Below are 16422 nucleotides of genomic sequence, written 5' to 3' on the forward strand. Positions count from 1 at the left end.
AATTATGAGAAAGGCTTTTCTAAATAATTAACCAATCCATCAACAATTTTTTTCTGTGCTACTTCATCTAGATATGGATGCATAGGCAAACTTATCACTCGCTCTGCTACCTCATCACCAACAGGTAAAACTGCGTTTACATCAGCTACAGCAGGCTGCTTATTTAAAGGAATAGGATAATGCACAGCAGTTGGAATACCTTGCTCTTTTAATTTATCTTGTACTTGCGAACGGTTTTCCACTTGAATGGTGTATTGCGCCCAAGCACTTTGGTTATGTGCTTCAATAAATGGCGTTGTTAAAATACCTGCTTCATTAAACAATTTAGTATAAGTTTCTGCCACATGCTGGCGTGCCTGCATCTCATCATCCAAAATTTCTAATTTGGGTAACAAAATTGCCGCTTGCAAAGTATCTAAACGACTGTTTACCCCAACACGAATGTGATGATAACGACGGTCTTGTCCATGACGAGCAATTTGACGAATCACTTTCGCCAATTCTTCATCATTAGTAAAAATTGCACCGCCATCACCATAACAACCTAAAGGTTTACTAGGGAAAAAGCTGGTACAAGCCACTGTACTTAAGTTACAGCTTTTACGGCCTTTGTATGTTGCACCAAAACTTTGTGCAGCATCTTCAATTACAGGTAAATTATATTTTTTTGCAATTGCATTAATGGCATCAAAATCGGCACATTGACCATATAAGCTGACAGGAATAATGGCTTTGGTCCGTGGCGTAATGGCAGCTTCAAGCTTTTCAACATCTAGATTATATGTTTTAGGATTAACATCCACATACACGGGGGTAGCACCCAATACCGCAACTGTTTCAGCAGTCGCAATATAGGTAAATCCTGGAGTAATCACTTCATCACCCGAGCCAATACCAAATGCCATCTGTACAATTTGTAGAGCATCTGTCCCGTTCGCGCAAGTAATACAGTATTTTGCACCAACATACGCTGCAAGTTTTTCTTCAAGTTCTTTTACTTCAGGACCTAAAATGTATTGCCCGTGAGTTAATACGGTTTCAATACCCGCTTCAATTTTATCTTTCAGACGCACTTGCTGTGCTTTTAAATCAATAAACTCAATCATTAGCAAGTGACCTTTTTAAATTTTTCAGAAACTTTTGATGTGGTATAGCAAAATTACCCGTAACGGTTTCCCCACTCTTGATACTACGTGTAACTACAGCACCTAAGGTAATAAAACAATTGTCTTCTAATGTAATACGGTTAGTAATAACTGCTGAGGGACCAATCCAAACATTATTACCAATATCAACATTGCCACCAATCATTGCATGAGCAACAATTAAACACTCTCTTCCGCATTGAACGCCGTGAGCATAGTGAACAAACGCATCTATCTTCGTACTTTCACCAATAATTGTTGGACGATATGAAAACCCTTTTGCAACATGAGAATTGACACCTATCTCCACATTATCATTAATAATGACTTCGCCATTATGTGTTACTGACAAAATCCCATGAAGAGTCTTCTTATGCTCAAAGCCCTCTCCACCAAGAACTGTACCTGCACGTATGATGACATTATCACCCACTGTTACATCCGAATGAATGGTTACATTAGGTTCAACAATACAATTTTTACCAATGATTACACCTACTGGGCTAATATATGCAGTAGAATTCACTCTAGTACTTGGATCAATTTGAGTTGGGATCCTTTCTTTGTTTTTGGCTAAATAATCCACAATAGAAAAAAAGAACCATTTGGGATCATCCACTACTATTACATCAATATCACCCCGAAATTGATGTAATTCTGCAATTTCTTGAGTACAAAAAATACCTCGAATACTACTATTTTCATTGACCTGAGCAATATACTTTTGACTTTCTATAAATGATAACAATTTTGCATTCGAAGAGGTAACGAGTAAACCTAAACCGTCATAATTAATTTCATTTTTAAAGACATACTTAGTTGCATGAAAAATCAAATCCTTTGTAATTTTCATTAAGCTTTAACCTTGATCAAAAGTGGATGAGGGTTTTCCGGATTTTCAACTAAAGGTGCAACACGAATCACTTCAACTGTTTCAATTGCAGCACGGTTTTCTTCAACCCCATAGCCTTTACCGTCAAGAATACGTTGATAACTTTGAGTATGAAGGTCGGTAAAGCCACCTGAAAATTCAAGTTCTTCATTTTCAATGGTAATACTGCGGTAAGTCAGTTTTTCACCTTTGACTGCATTAGACGGCAAGTTATTTGCATCAATAGACAAGAACCAGCGTACGCGTGCACGTTCATATTCCAGATAACCTGATGCAGTTTTTTCATCACGAAAATGCACTTCATTTTTTACAATTTTGCCAAAAATAAAATGCAGCATGTCATAAAAATGCACACCAATATTGGTTGCTACACCGCCAGATTTTTTATCTACACCTTTCCACGATTTTAAATACCATTTACCGCGAGAAGTGAGATATGTTAAATCAACATCAAAGATTTTATCAGCGGGTGCTGCTTGAACCTTATCACGTAAAGCAATAATTGAAGGATGTAGACGCAATTGAAGAATAGAGTTTACTTTCGCACCATATTCTTTCTCATACTCAGCTAACATATTTAAGTCATATGAGTTTAAAACCAATGGCTTTTCACAAATCACTTCAATACCATTTTTTAATGCATATTTCATGTGAGGTGAATGTAAATAGTTGGGTGAACAAATTGCTACATAATCGAGTTTTTGACCTTTTAATTTCTGATCTTCCACATAAGCTTCGAACTCTTCGAATTCAGTGAAGAATTCAGCTTCCGGGAAATGACTGTCCATTATCCCGACAGAATCATTAATATCCATGGCTACAGCTAGAGTATTGCCAGTTTCTTTAATTGCTTTTAAATGACGAGGTGCGATATAGCCGGCAGCACCAATAAGGGCAAATTTTTTCATGTTTAAAACTTCATTCAATTAATTAAATTATAGACGGAATACAGTAAAGCCTTGCTCGGCAATTTCTTCACGATCAAATAAGCTCTTCACATCAGCAAATACAGGCTTTTCACCGACCACATAGCTACGCAATGCCTGAGCTGAAAGATTACGGAATTGATTATGACCGACAGCAACTACCAAGCTATCTACAGGGTGTTCGGTATCTACCTGAACCAATTCAATGCCATATTCATGTTTAACTTCTTCGGCATCTGCCCAAGGGTCGCACACGGCCACTTTTATGCCCCACTGATCAAACTCTTTAATTACATCTACAATTTTACTATTACGAATGTCTGGGCAATTTTCTTTGAAGGTAATCCCTAAAATACCTACAGTTGCCTTAGTTACATCAATGTTATTTTTAACCATTCGCTTAATCGTCGCGCGAGCTACATAGCGCGCCATATTGTCATTAATGCGACGTCCCGCCAAAATCACTTGAGGGTTGTAACCAACTTCTTCTGCTTTATGGGTTAGATAATATGGATCTACACCGATACAATGCCCACCCACTAAACCTGGACGGAATGGCAAGAAGTTCCATTTGCTGCCAGCTGCTTCCAGTACATCAATTGTATCAATACCAAGACGATCAAAAATTACAGATAATTCATTCACTAAGGCAATATTTAAATCACGTTGCGTATTTTCAATCACTTTTGCTGCTTCAGCAACTTTAATACTTGTTGCTTTATACGTACCGGCAGTAATAATACTTGCATAGACATTATTTACAATATCAGCAACTTCCGGTGTACTGCCGCTTGTAATTTTTTTAATTTTAGTCAGTGTATTTACTTTATCACCTGGATTAATACGTTCAGGGCTATAACCGGCAAAGAAGTCTTGATTAAAAACCAACCCTGAAATTTTTTCTAATACAGGAATACATACTTCTTCTGTTGCACCTGGATAAACAGTAGATTCATATACAACGATATCGTTTTTCTTTAAAACTTTGCCAATGGTTTCACTGGCCTTTTGCAAAGGCGTTAAATCAGGACGATTAACTTGATCGATAGGTGTTGGTACCGTCACAATAAAAAAATTACAGTCTTTTAAGTCTTCTAAATTAGCTGAATAGGTTAAATGAGCTGATTGTGCTAATTCTTCTGGTGAAACTTCTAAAGTATGGTCTTGACCACTCTTTAGTTCATCAATGCGTTTTTGATAAATATCAAAACCCACGACTGGTACTTTTTTCCCAAATTCAACCGCCAAAGGTAAACCGACATATCCTAAACCAATCACGGCAATCTTGAGTTCTGACAAAGTGAGCATTTTTGAGCCTTGCTTATTTATATAATCTAAGAAGTAAATAAAAACGAGTGAAATCATAACAGAAAATCAAGTATTTTCTGTTGCTAATTTATATAAAAATCAATTAAAAACCGGACTAAATATTCTTTAAAAGCTGAGATTTTATTGTATTTAAAATAGATTTTTCTTTTTTACTCCAACACCTTTCATCTTTTTACCACCTATAAACAACTTACAATTTGCTATATTTTTTTCGTAATTAGGAAGGTAGAATAGTTTAAGTTTAAGTTTAAGTTTTTAATAATTTTTACAACAGGATTTAGAGTGAGAAAAATTCAATATACTGCTTTATTGGTTTTAAGTTGTTCCATGACGGGTTGCGCAGTCACTTCTGGCTTACAAACTTATGATTTACCGAATGAAGGAGTTTACCAAACGGATTTAGGCACTCAGGTGAATGTAATTAAACTCACTCAAGAATCTTTATTTGCGGTACAACCTGCCGAAATTAATCTTCGTCAAGATTATGTTCATTTATTTAATACTTCCCATAAAAATTATAAACTCAGTGCGGGTGATGTTCTTTCTATTTATTTATGGGCATATCCAGATATAACACCTCCAACCACAACTATTAATAATGAACAATCAGTACAAGCCAACGGTTATCAAATTGACCAAAATGGCTATATCCAGTTTCCCATGATTGGTCGTTATAAAGCTGCAGGAAAGCCATTAACTCAGGTCAATCAGGAATTACGTGGCCAGCTTTCCCGTTATTTAAAAACACCCGATGTGATTGCACGGGTGTTGTCTTATCAAGGACAACGTTTTTCTGTGCAAGGCAATGTAATGAAAGGTGGACAATTTGCTCTGAGTGATCAGCCTGTCAGTGTGTATACTGCTTTAGGTATGGCAGGTGGTGTCAACTCTCAACAGGGCGATAACGCCTCTATTACTCTAATCAGACAAGGCCGTACTTATCAACTCAATACGATTGAGCTAGAAAAAGCCGGACTTTCTTTACATAACTTATTAATACAACCCAATGATACGCTGTATGTCAATTCACGTGAAAACCAGAAAATTTATGTGATGGGTGAATCAGGTAAAAATCAGTCCTTGCCTATGCGTGACCAAGGCATGAGTTTAAGTGATGTGTTAGGTGAAAGTTTAGGCTTAAATCCGCTATCTGCCAGTCGAAGTAAAATTTATGTAGTGCGTAGCAATACTGTTGATACCTCTACAGAAGTTTATCAATTAGATTTAACCAGCATTGCAGATTTTGGTTTAGCCAATAAATTTAAAATGCGCAGTAATGATATTGTCTATGTCGATGCTTCAGGCTTGGCTCGTTGGCAACGTGTGATTAATCAAATGGTTCCTTTTTCTAGTCTTGTTAATACAGCCAATAATTTGGGCAATTAACATGAATATTCGCAATATTCTTGTGGTGTGCGTGGGCAATATCTGCCGTAGCCCGATGGCGGAATACTTTTTAAAACAGCAGTATCCGCAAGTTCATATTGAGTCGGCCGGTATTTCCGGCTTAATCGGCCATGCTGCAGATGAAAAAGCACAATTATGTATGCAGCATTTAGGCATCGATATGCAGCCACATATTGCCAAGAAACTGAATAGCGACTTGATTAAAAAGGCGGACTTGATTTTGGTCATGAGCCAAAATCAGCAAAAACATTTAGAGCAGACTTGGCCTTTTGCGAAAGGAAAAACGTTCCGATTAGGACATTGGCGAGGCAGAAATGTTCCTGATCCCTACCAGCATGAGCAATTGGTCTTCAATGAAACCTGTCAATTAATACAAGAGTGTATTAGCGACTGGACACAACATATTTAACTTTTTGATAGCAAAATTATGAGCCAAAACACCAATACTGAAGATACAATTGATTTAAAAGAGCTGTTTTTTTCCCTCATTGCCCAATGGAAACTCATCGCACTGTGTGTGATTTTAAGCTTGGTCTGTGCATTATTGTATTTAAGAGCCACACCCGATACTTATTCGGTCGATGCCTTGGTACAGGTTGAAGAAAGTAAAGGTACCTCTGCCGCCTTATTGGGTGATCTGTCCAGCATGATTGAGCAAAAACAGCCGGCTCAAGCTGAAATAGAACTGCTGAAATCACGGTTAGTGCTGGGTTCGGTGATTAAAAACCTAAACCTGGATGTAAAAATTTCCGGAACAGAAAACCGCTTTTTTGACCGTTTACTCAACCCGCATGATTATCAAACCAACTATCAGGCCAAATCCGTTATATTCCAGGATGATGCCAAGTCTTTTGAGGTTCGAAAATTTGAAGTTCCAGCGTATTACCTGGACAAGGATCTGCTGCTGAATTTTAATGCCAGTAAATTCACCTTAACCGATAAAAAAACCAAGCAAATCCTGTTTAGTGCCCCGACCAACCAGGAAAGCCAGCATGCTTCAGCCCATGGCACCTGGAAAGTGGCGATCTATACGCAAGATCAATTCAAAGATACCTATAATATTCAAAAAATGTCTTTGCCTGCAGCCATGGGTTCAATTACAAAGAATTATTCTGTGGCTGAAAAAGGCAAATTGACCGGTATTTTAGGTCTGAATTATCAAGGTCAGGATAAAGAACATATCACCAAAGTCTTAAATTCCATTCTGGTGGCGTATAGCCAACAAAATATTGAACGCCGTTCTGCTGAAACCGCTCAAACGCTTAAATTCCTCGATGAACAGTTACCTGAATTAAAACAGCAGCTGGATCTTGCAGAACGTGAATTTAATACATTCCGTCAGCAATATAATACCGTGGATGTGACCAAAGAATCTGAACTGTATTTAACCCAAAGTATTACCCTAGAGACGCAAAAATCGCAACTCCAACAGCAACAGGCTGAAATGGCGGCCAAATATACCAACGAACATCCAATGATGCAGCAAATGAATGCCCAGCTGGGAGCAATTAATAAAAAAATTGGTGAGTTGAATGACACCTTAAAACAACTGCCTGATTTACAACGTCGCTATTTACAGTTGTACCGTGAGGTTGAGGTTAAAACCCAGCTCTATACCGCATTGCTCAATTCTTACCAGCAACTCCGTATTGCCAAAGCAGGGGAAATTGGTAATGTCCGTGTTGTCGATACCGCGGTTGAGCCAATTAAACCAATTGCGCCGAAGAAATTACAGATTCTGATTTTATCCATCTTCCTTGGTGGTTTCCTCGGAACCTTACTGGCTCTACTGCGCAATATGATGCGTTTGGGCATTAAGGATTCCAGCCAGATTGAAAATGAGCTGGATTTACCGGTATATGCCACGGTTCCTCGTTCACCGATCCAAGAAAGCCGTATTAAACTGCTGAAAAAGAAAAAGCATATTCCTATTTTAGCGATTAAAAATGGGGACGATATTGCGATTGAAAGCTTACGCAGCATACGTACCGCGATTCACTTTGCCATGAGTCAAGCGAAAAACAATATCATTATGATTTCAGGTCCTGCGCCCGAAGTGGGAAAATCCTTTATTTCTACCAACCTGGCTACGATTTTAGCGCAAAGTAATAAACGCGTCCTGATCATTGATGGCGATATGCGCCGTGGTTATTTGCATCGATATTTCAACCATGACAACCAACCGGGTCTGGCTGAATATTTAAATAATACCCAGCAAAGTCTTGAAAATATTATTAAGCCCACTGAAGTTCACAATCTAGAGGTGATGACACGTGGCAAGAGTCCGGTGAATCCTTCCGAACTTTTAAGCTCGGCAAAATTTGCAGCCATGCTAGAACAGCTTTCACCCAACTATGACCATATTATTATTGATACTCCCCCGGTACTGGCCGTGACCGACGGAATTATCATTTCACAATATGCCGGCGTGAATTTGGTGATTGCACGTTATGCAAAATCACAGATGAAAGAACTGGAATTAACCTTGAATCGTTTTGAACAGGTCAATGTTAAGGTCAATGGCTTTATTCTGAATGATATTCAACGCGGTACTGGCAGTTATGGTTATGGTTATGGTTATAACTATGCCTATGGCTATAAAGCCTCGAAAGACAATGATTAAAACAGATTTGATTCATCTCAATTGAATTTTTTCATTCTAAGAGCGAGTTATTTTGATCTGCCCCCAAGAAAGTTGAACGGTTGATTAAGCGACTTTTTGGAGCCAGTCAACTTTTCTGGATATATAGTTAAGAGAATAAGCTAAGGCTATAAGGCTTCAAACTGATTTGGACTCATCGAGTTAAAATCAGTTTGAAGCCTTTTCTTATTGTAGTATTTTTCTATAAAACAAAAAATACTTAATTTTGCTTGGTAGTGAATTACTGCATCAATTGCATATTGCTAAAAAATTTGATCGAAAACTTTTGCATCACGAATATCACCCTCAACAAAGTCTAAGGTTTTCCTGTGAGTACTTACACACGATTTAAAGATTGTTCTGAACTATTGTAAAGATTATCCAGAACAACAACCTCATGTCCCGAATCCAACAGTTCCACACAGTTATGCGAGCCAATATAGCCGGCTCCACTGGTCACTAAAATTTTAGCCATGTCTTTTTCCCAGTAAGATTTGGATTAGCCCTTGAGTAGAGACATCTAAACCAGAAATGTCTTGCACATCACCATTTAAAATCGGTAACAGCTGGTTGGCAATTTCCTCAATGATGCTTTTTTAATACATCGTACCAATATCCACACTCTGCCAATAAAGCCACCATTACACCTGAATAAAGGGTTTGACCAAATACCGTAACTTTCATAGAAGCTCCTAATTTTATAATTCGAGTTCTTTAATTAAGGCTTTAAAATCTTCACCCAATTTTGGATGATCTACACCATTATGCAATACTGCTTTTAAATAACCTAATTTGCTACCGCAATCGAAGGTTTGACCTTTCATACGATAGGCTTCAACAGTTTCTTTTTCCTGAAGCAGGGCAATAGCCATCGGTCAGTTGAATTTTACTCCCTGTACCTTTCTTTTTATTTTCAAGTAATTGCATGATTTTAGCAGGTAAAATATAATGCCCAACAACAGGCTAAGTTTGATGGTACTGTTCCTACTCCAGGCTTCTCTACAATACCTTGCATCACGATACTTTCACCTTCATTCGATGAATGCTTAACATCAACAATTCCATATTGATCCACCAGATGATCGGAACCGCTTCCACCATAATTTTGGAGGCTTTAACTTCATCAAAACATGCAATCATTTTCGCTAGATTATTTTCAACTTGATCATCTTTAAGCAATACATCTGGAAATAATACAGCAAAATCATCATCCCAATCACTGCTTTGCTCAATTCCCGCTGCAACTGCCTCGCATACCACATATTCAATCGCAGGACGATCTACTACAGTGACCATTTCTTTGGGAATCGACTTACTTGCAGGTAAGAACCAAGTACCTAAACCTGCAACAAGGAGAATCACTTTTTGATAATTCTATTTAAATATTTGAAAATTAAAAGAAAATATATTTACCTATTTTTTAAATAACTTGGTGTTCGTAATACTTTTACTTGAAAACCGTGCAGCACCAACTTCCTGATCAGGAGCATTAATTCCCTCTTGAGTTAACATTACTTTAGCGGTTTTAAACATAATTTTAAAATCAAGCCAAACTGTATGCTGTTCAACATATTGCACGTCTAATTCAAATTTTTCTTCCCAAGATAAATTGTTGCGTCCACTCACCTGAGCAAGCCCTGTCATACCAGGTTTTACTTCGTGTCGTCGCATTTGTTCAGCTGTATAATGTTCTAGAAATTCTTTCATTTGAGGACGAGGTCCAACAACGCTCATATCCCCTTTTAAAACATTAATAAGCTGAGGCATTTCATCTAAGCTCGTAGAACGCAACTTTTGTCCAAATGACGTGATACGAAATTTATCAGGTAAAGGATTGCCATCTTTATCTACTGCATCCCTCATAGAACGGAACTTAATCATTTTAAAAAGTGTACCGTTTTTACCAGGACGTTCTTGGTAAAAGAAAATTGGCGAACCTAAGTTTTTCCGTACTTTAAATGCAACTAGAATAAATACAGGCGATAAGATCAGCAATGCCGTTAGCGCAACAATTATATCAATTAAACGTTTCATATCAATAATTTACACCTATAATTTTTATTTATTTTTATTCACTTTATCAACATCAAACTGTGCACAAGCAATTTTATAACTTTCTTTTCAATCATTGATGCCCATAATTTTAGATAATTTTTTATTCACTTTATCAACATCAAACTGCGCACAAGCAATTTTATAACTTTCTTTACCCATAATGTTAATTTGTTCAGGATTTCCGATAAAAAAGCACATTCTATCAACAAGTGCTTTTACATCCCATTTGGGAACCAGAAAACCATTAACTCCGTCCAACACTGTATCGCGACAACCAGGTACATCAGTAGTAATAATGGGGCGTCCTATAGCCATTGCTTCTTGTGTACTCCTTGGCACACCCTCTCTATATGAGGGGAGAACAAAAACTGTGCTATTTTTAATCTCTTCAGCTACCTTATTACTAAAACCTATATAATGAATAATATCAGTAGCAATAATTTTATCTAATTCCTGCTTAGTAAGTCCGGATGGGTTTTTTGAATCAATTCCACCAACAACTTTAAATATAATATTCGGATATTTTTCTTTTACTATTTTAGCTGCCTCTAAATATTCGTAAATACCTTTCTCAACAAGTAATCTCGCAACAAAAATAAAAGAAACTTCTTGTGATTCATCCCAAAGCTTGTACGGATAATCGTCCAAATTTAAACCTATTGGACCTAAAACTTCTACGGCATTTGGTTTATGATAAATTTTATTATTATTAATTAAGTCAATAGGATCATCTTTATTTAAGAAAATAATTTTATCTAAAAATGGAAAGGCAATTCTATAAAGTGAAACTTGGAAAAATCTTACCAATTTCATTTTAAAATTATAACCATTTTTATGTTCAGTAAAAGGAGATCCTAAACCTTCAATCATACCAATAATTTTTGGAGTCTTTGCTAGTTTAGCAGCCAATGAACCATAAACTACAGGCTTTGTAAAAAATGAAAAAACAATATCTGGCTTTATTTTATTAACACTTGATTTCAATTGAAATAATGAAAAAAGATCCGAAAATGGATTCAAACCTCCTCGATTCATTTGATACTTAATCAAAATTGCACCAGTTTTTTCAATTTTATCATCCCAATAATCATGCGGTTCAGATACAAAAGTATGTACTATCATCCCCTTATTTAAACATGACACTATAAAGTCTTTCCTAAATAGATACAGGTTTGATGAGGTTGTACCAATTATAACAATACTTTTCATTATTAATTCTACCCTATTAAAATACACTTTCAGATATAAAATTTATAAGATAATTAGAGTATGGTATCCAAGATGAAGACCATGTTCCAAAACTAAACCACACATACATATATAAACTATAAAATATAGAAACAAAAATTATTAAAGAATATCGAATATCTGCCTTACCATAATTCAGTGTTTTACCAATTACATAAAAATTAAAAAACATAAGATACAAGCTAAACCTGTCAGCAAGAGTAGAAAATACCCATCCCAATATTAATAAAAATAAAAATAAAAATAAAAATAAATCAAATATCATTCTCATATAATTATCAAATATTTTTCTAATATAAAACCAATACAAAATAGCAGGTATGAAGTAAAACAACATCCTAAAATAAAAACCACTGGATTGCATTTCACCATCAACCGATAAATATTGATTACCATAGTCAATAAAATAATATATTAAAAAATTTAAAATAATAAAGATAAAAAAGTAGTAAAAATAAACAAAAAACCTAAACCCACTATATTTATATAAAAAAAGTAAAGGAAAAAATAGAGATAAAAACATTGTACTTTTATGAAAAGAAATTGCAAATAAAAATAAAATCGAAGATTTTATTATCTTTTTATCTATTATACTTTTAAAAAATAAAAAAGATATTGCTACAGCTACGGCTTGTCTCGTATACCCCATACTTACAACGATAATAAAATATGGAAACAGCACCAAAAGCAATACCCATCGATTCTTAAAATCAAGTGATGAAAAAAGTATACATACAATAATAATTAGCGCACATATCGAATTTACAAAAATAGTATCATCAAAACCTAAAAAAACACTTATATAATTTATTAATCCATATGATATATCAGTCAAAAAAATTGACTCATAGCTATAACTACTCTTAAAAAGCTCGTACATTTCTATATAGTTGAACCAATCCCCCCCAACTTCAAATCTGAAACCAATAAATAAAAACAAGACAAAATTAAATAAAAAAAATAATATTTTTAATTCGTAGTATTTAGAAGTACCAATAAATGAAAAAAATACTATAAACAGCCAAAGAACCCAATAAATAGCCATTATAATTCCTCAAAAAATTACTTCGACCAAACATTTAAATACATGTCCGCTACTTTCTCCATATTGTGTTTATTTTTTATAAACTCTATTGCGTTAAATGAATAACTTTCTAATTTATTAGGATTAAGAACAAAATCTTCGAGCTTTTTATATAGATAATCTACATCTGGTATAGAATTAACTACTGGAAGTTCATTTTCACTTAAATTATAATAATCTTTTAATTGATCACATAATCCAGAGAAAACAACTTTACCTTTAGACATCGCAACTAAAGCATTAACACCTTGATCCATACTCATACATTGATCTAAGAAAATATGAGCATCATTAAAAGTCTTAATATATTCTTCATAAGGTAGCCCGCCTACCACATTGTAAATAACTTTATCTGGATATTTTCTTAACAGCTTCCTTACAGCTTCATCAAAAATAAAGTTTCCTTTTCTATATTCTTTGTTTGGTTGCCAACCATGAAAAATATTAATAGGATATTTTGTAAACTTTAATGCTAATATATTATTATCAACTTCAATTGGGACTGGATGTATTTCAGTACACTTTTCAAAATCTTTATAATGGTGATAATAATCATATAAACCAGGTATTAAATTCTTACTTTCATTTATTAAAAGAAAATTTAATTTTTTATATAAAAACCCATGAGTATATTTTAAGGATGGTACATATTGTTCAAAATTTTTCAAACTCATCAAGTGGAACATAGACTTAAATTTTTTATTTTTTATACTCCCCTTAACCCACACATAATCATCACCTAAACAACATAAAAAAACTTTTTTATTATTTTTTATAATAAATTTCATAAAAAATAGATTCACTATTGAACCAAAACCAGACAATGCAATAGGATTTATTACTTGTACAACATCATAATTTTTTAATGATTTTATCTTTTCCACATATTTTAAAATTTGAAAAACACCTAATAAACCTGTGTAAATCAATATCAAATAATAAAATTTAAATATATAATTTAAATGCCTATTTTTTAGCTCTTTTCTATCATACTTTATAAATATATCTGCAGGAAATTTTTTATATGCATCACCATCACTTACTGTAGTAAGTTCTATTTTTTTATTTTTCAATGCTTTTGCTAAATTAGTATGTACACCAGAATATTCACCAATCAACAATATTTTCATAATTTTTTTTCACCCATCTTTGCAAATATAAAATAACTTAGACTTCCCCAATACAGCGCATAATTTACTAAATGTGCAATAGAAACACCTTTAAAACCAAAATATTGGGTACATAAATAAGTTAAAACAATAGAACTGCAGGTAAAGGTTATTTCCGTAACTATAAACAACTTTGTCATAGCCTTACCCAACATCAGATAAGCTAAAATCCAACTACCAATTTTAAGTGAGTCACCCATCATCTGCCATAGAAACAGCTCGCGCATAGGTAAAAATGCAGCACTAAAAAGCAATTGAATAATCCAATCTTTTATTGCATATATAATGATTCCACCAAATACAGCCAAAGGAAATATTAGTTTATAACCCAAATAAATTTCTTTTTTAATATCTTGCACATTTGTCAGCTCTGATAACCTTGGCAAGTAATAAACACCTAATGTTGTAGTGGCCAACATGAGATACCCAGTACTTAAACGTATCATCGCTTCCCAATAACCTGCATACGCAGCACTGTATTCATGGATGAGATAACCGCGAATCACCATTTGAGATAATGGTACACAAATGGCACTAATTAATGCCATTGCAGCAAAAGCAATAATTTTTTTTGCAATATTACGATCAATTTTCCCAAAAAAATATGAAAAATCAAACCATTCCGACCTATAGCTTAAATATAAAGTCACAATAAAATTCAGTGATTGATAAATAGACAGTGCAACCAGTGCACCATACAATCCAAACATTACTGCAAGCACCCCAGTGATCACCAAAGAAAATAAACTGCCAGAAATATTTGCCACAACCAGCTTTATTATTTCTTTTTTACCATTTAAGATCGCCAGTAAAAGTGCGTTTAAATTAAAAAAAATCAGAAATACTGAAAACCATATTAAAACAGAACCATAAGCTTCTGTTTTAAATATCAACAATGATAATTTTTGGTGAAAAATTAATACCAGAAAAGTAAAAATAAAACTAAAGATTGAGACAAAACTGCCTGCTGTTTTCCAGACTGCCCTTTGCCTTGTTTCATCTTCATGATATTCAGCAGTGTACTTAACCACTGCTGTATTCACTGCACTTCCAGCAAAAGTCGTGATCATTTGAATAAAGTTTTGAAATTGACCTATCGCTGCATAACCTGAAGGACCAACATATACAGCTAATATTTTATTCAATATAAACATGGTTGCTGTTTTAATTAATACAGCAATCCCGTTTAATATACTGGTCTTGAATAAAGTCATTTCAGACTTTAAAACCATTACAAAGCTGAATCACTTTTTCAGCCTCTTTCAAACTTAAAGTTGGGCTAATAGGTAAGCTAATCACCTCTTCATGAATTTGTTCAGAGATTGGATAACTTAAATTATTCCATTCTTTATAAGCTTGCTGCTTGTGCGGAGGAAGCGGGTAATGGATTAAGGTTTGTACACCATGATCTGCTAAATATTTTTGCAACGCTATACGATTTTTTGAACGAATTACAAACAAATGCCAAACATGCTGATGATATTGAGTTGCATCTACATTGGACAGAGGCAATATAATTTCAGGATTTTTAATTTGTGTTAAATATAAATTGGCAATCTCACGGCGATGATTCACTTCTCTATCCAAAAAATTTAACTTAATATCCAGCATCGCTGCCTGAATGTCATCTAGCCGGCTGTTCATGCCAGGCACTAAATTTTTATACTTTTCATGAGAGCCGTAATTGCGCAATGCATATAACATTTGTGCAAGTTCTTGATCATTCGTTGTTACAGCACCGGCATCGCCTAAAGCCCCTAAATTCTTACCAGGATAAAAACTGAAACCTGAAGCATCGCCCCAATTTCCTGCTTTTTTTCCATCTATTTCAGCACCATGTGATTGTGCTGAATCTTCTAAAACAAGTAAATTATACTTATCTGCAATCTCCATAATTTCTGGCATTTGAGCCAATTGACCATATAAATGAACGGGTAAAATTACTTTAGTTTTAGAAGTTATTGCTTCTTCAATTTTTATAGGATCAATATTGTAAGTTTGATTATCTGGTTCAACTAAAACTGGAGTTAAGTTATTTGCCGTAATCGCTAAAATACTTGCAATATAAGTATTCGATGGAACGATAACTTCATCACCATCCTTTAACTTTCCTAATTCTTTCCAAGCGTTAAGTGTCAGAATTAATGCATCCAAACCATTTGCAACACCAATCGCAAATTGTGTTCCACAATAGTTTGCAAATTTATGCTCAAATTGTTCCAGCTCTTTTCCACCAATATACCAGCCCGAGTCAATCACTCGTGTACATGCTTCGATCAATTCAGCTCTATACTGTTTATTAATACTTTGTAAATCTAAAAATGGGATCATTTTTCAATATACCCTTTAATAATTGATTTTATGGGGTTAAACCGACATTTATACGATCTAAACAGTTATTTTTTAATTCAAAATCTTTGTTTTTTCGACCTTATAGTGAATAGAAATTTCAGCATCGATAAATTTTAAAAATTACGTTAGTTTTATTTAATAGATTTTTCACTTACTTTTTATAAAGTTTCTATC

General features: G+C 34.5%; 13 protein-coding genes and 2 pseudogenes. 3 read left to right on the plus strand and 12 right to left on the minus strand.

Annotated elements, in window-relative coordinates; genetic code table 11:
• Positions 1 to 2: 2 nt before the first annotated feature.
• The 4 genes from B9T23_RS09625 to tviB are packed head-to-tail and all read right to left on the minus strand — an operon-like array spanning position 3 to position 4271.
• Positions 3 to 1106, minus strand: a complete 1104-nt coding sequence (locus tag B9T23_RS09625; RefSeq protein WP_067725755.1) for a DegT/DnrJ/EryC1/StrS family aminotransferase — start codon at positions 1104 to 1106, stop codon at positions 3 to 5.
• The gene (locus B9T23_RS09630) at positions 1099 to 1998 is read right to left on the minus strand and encodes a DapH/DapD/GlmU-related protein (protein WP_067725753.1); all 900 of its coding nucleotides are present in this window, start codon (positions 1996 to 1998) and stop codon (positions 1099 to 1101) included. The genes B9T23_RS09625 and B9T23_RS09630 overlap by 8 nt, the downstream gene beginning before the upstream one ends.
• Entirely contained in the window at positions 1998 to 2945 is a 948-nt protein-coding gene (locus tag B9T23_RS09635) for a Gfo/Idh/MocA family protein (RefSeq protein WP_067725751.1), read from the minus strand. Before B9T23_RS09635 ends, B9T23_RS09630 begins: the two co-directional genes overlap by 1 nt.
• Before the next feature lie 27 nt (positions 2946 to 2972).
• Entirely contained in the window at positions 2973 to 4271 is a 1299-nt protein-coding gene (tviB, locus tag B9T23_RS09640) for a Vi polysaccharide biosynthesis UDP-N-acetylglucosamine C-6 dehydrogenase TviB (RefSeq protein WP_067725749.1), read from the minus strand.
• A 303-nt stretch (positions 4272 to 4574) separates the two neighbouring features.
• Here tviB and B9T23_RS09645 point away from each other — a divergent pair, with 303 nt between their 5' ends.
• From B9T23_RS09645 to B9T23_RS09655, 3 genes are read left to right on the plus strand one after another with little or no spacing between them, the layout of a single operon-like run.
• Positions 4575 to 5678, plus strand: a complete 1104-nt coding sequence (locus B9T23_RS09645) for a polysaccharide biosynthesis/export family protein (protein WP_067725747.1) — start codon at positions 4575 to 4577, stop codon at positions 5676 to 5678.
• A 1-nt stretch (position 5679) separates the two neighbouring features.
• On the plus strand, positions 5680 to 6108 hold the full coding sequence (locus tag B9T23_RS09650; RefSeq protein WP_067725745.1) for a low molecular weight protein-tyrosine-phosphatase: 429 nt from the start codon (positions 5680 to 5682) through the stop codon (positions 6106 to 6108).
• Between the two features lie 18 nt (positions 6109 to 6126).
• Complete coding sequence (locus B9T23_RS09655; RefSeq protein WP_086193959.1) at positions 6127 to 8322, plus strand: polysaccharide biosynthesis tyrosine autokinase; 2196 nt, start codon at positions 6127 to 6129, stop codon at positions 8320 to 8322.
• Between the two features lie 284 nt (positions 8323 to 8606).
• Here the strand turns inward: B9T23_RS09655 and B9T23_RS09660 are convergent.
• The 8 genes and pseudogenes from B9T23_RS09660 to B9T23_RS09695 form a co-directional block, all read right to left on the minus strand.
• Positions 8607 to 8815 (minus strand): annotated as a pseudogene (locus B9T23_RS09660) (NAD-dependent epimerase/dehydratase family protein); the annotation flags it as partial.
• A 223-nt stretch (positions 8816 to 9038) separates the two neighbouring features.
• A pseudogene (locus B9T23_RS09665) lies at positions 9039 to 9702 on the minus strand (UTP--glucose-1-phosphate uridylyltransferase).
• A gap of 51 nt (positions 9703 to 9753) precedes the next feature.
• Positions 9754 to 10374 carry a sugar transferase gene (locus tag B9T23_RS09670; RefSeq protein WP_067725742.1) on the minus strand — a complete coding sequence of 207 codons (621 nt, stop codon included), beginning with the start codon at positions 10372 to 10374 and terminating at the stop codon, positions 9754 to 9756.
• Between the two features lie 87 nt (positions 10375 to 10461).
• Positions 10462 to 11604 (minus strand): glycosyltransferase family 4 protein, encoded by a 1143-nt coding sequence (locus B9T23_RS09675; protein ID WP_067725740.1) that lies wholly within the window; start codon positions 11602 to 11604, stop codon positions 10462 to 10464.
• Positions 11605 to 11620: 16 nt separating this feature from the next.
• A complete protein-coding gene (locus tag B9T23_RS09680; protein WP_067725738.1) occupies positions 11621 to 12688 on the minus strand; it encodes an EpsG family protein in 1068 nt (355 codons plus the stop codon).
• 17 nt (positions 12689 to 12705) lie between these two features.
• Positions 12706 to 13857, minus strand: coding sequence for a glycosyltransferase (locus B9T23_RS09685; RefSeq protein ID WP_067725736.1), 1152 nt, complete (start codon positions 13855 to 13857; stop codon positions 12706 to 12708).
• The gene (locus B9T23_RS09690; protein ID WP_067725952.1) at positions 13854 to 15110 is read right to left on the minus strand and encodes an O-antigen translocase; all 1257 of its coding nucleotides are present in this window, start codon (positions 15108 to 15110) and stop codon (positions 13854 to 13856) included. The genes B9T23_RS09685 and B9T23_RS09690 overlap by 4 nt, the downstream gene beginning before the upstream one ends.
• Before the next feature lies 1 nt (position 15111).
• Positions 15112 to 16227 (minus strand): DegT/DnrJ/EryC1/StrS family aminotransferase, encoded by a 1116-nt coding sequence (locus B9T23_RS09695; protein WP_067725734.1) that lies wholly within the window; start codon positions 16225 to 16227, stop codon positions 15112 to 15114.
• Positions 16228 to 16422 lie beyond the last annotated feature (195 nt).

This window comes from Acinetobacter terrae (assembly GCF_002135195.1).
Lineage (GTDB): Bacteria > Pseudomonadota > Gammaproteobacteria > Pseudomonadales > Moraxellaceae > Acinetobacter > Acinetobacter terrae.

Coding starts and splice junctions, on each gene's coding strand:
- B9T23_RS09695 (WP_067725734.1), bottom strand. CDS start 16,227: ATGATCCCATTTTTAGATTTACAAAGTATTAATAAACAGTATAGAGCT.
- B9T23_RS09670 (WP_067725742.1), bottom strand. CDS start 10,374: ATGAAACGTTTAATTGATATAATTGTTGCGCTAACGGCATTGCTGATC.
- B9T23_RS09690 (WP_067725952.1), bottom strand. CDS start 15,110: ATGACTTTATTCAAGACCAGTATATTAAACGGGATTGCTGTATTAATT.
- B9T23_RS09650 (WP_067725745.1), top strand. CDS start 5,680: ATGAATATTCGCAATATTCTTGTGGTGTGCGTGGGCAATATCTGCCGT.
- B9T23_RS09675 (WP_067725740.1), bottom strand. CDS start 11,604: ATGAAAAGTATTGTTATAATTGGTACAACCTCATCAAACCTGTATCTA.
- B9T23_RS09635 (WP_067725751.1), bottom strand. CDS start 2,945: ATGAAAAAATTTGCCCTTATTGGTGCTGCCGGCTATATCGCACCTCGT.
- tviB (WP_067725749.1), bottom strand. CDS start 4,271: ATGCTCACTTTGTCAGAACTCAAGATTGCCGTGATTGGTTTAGGATAT.
- B9T23_RS09630 (WP_067725753.1), bottom strand. CDS start 1,998: ATGAAAATTACAAAGGATTTGATTTTTCATGCAACTAAGTATGTCTTT.
- B9T23_RS09625 (WP_067725755.1), bottom strand. CDS start 1,106: ATGATTGAGTTTATTGATTTAAAAGCACAGCAAGTGCGTCTGAAAGAT.
- B9T23_RS09685 (WP_067725736.1), bottom strand. CDS start 13,857: ATGAAAATATTGTTGATTGGTGAATATTCTGGTGTACATACTAATTTA.
- B9T23_RS09655 (WP_086193959.1), top strand. CDS start 6,127: ATGAGCCAAAACACCAATACTGAAGATACAATTGATTTAAAAGAGCTG.
- B9T23_RS09680 (WP_067725738.1), bottom strand. CDS start 12,688: ATGGCTATTTATTGGGTTCTTTGGCTGTTTATAGTATTTTTTTCATTT.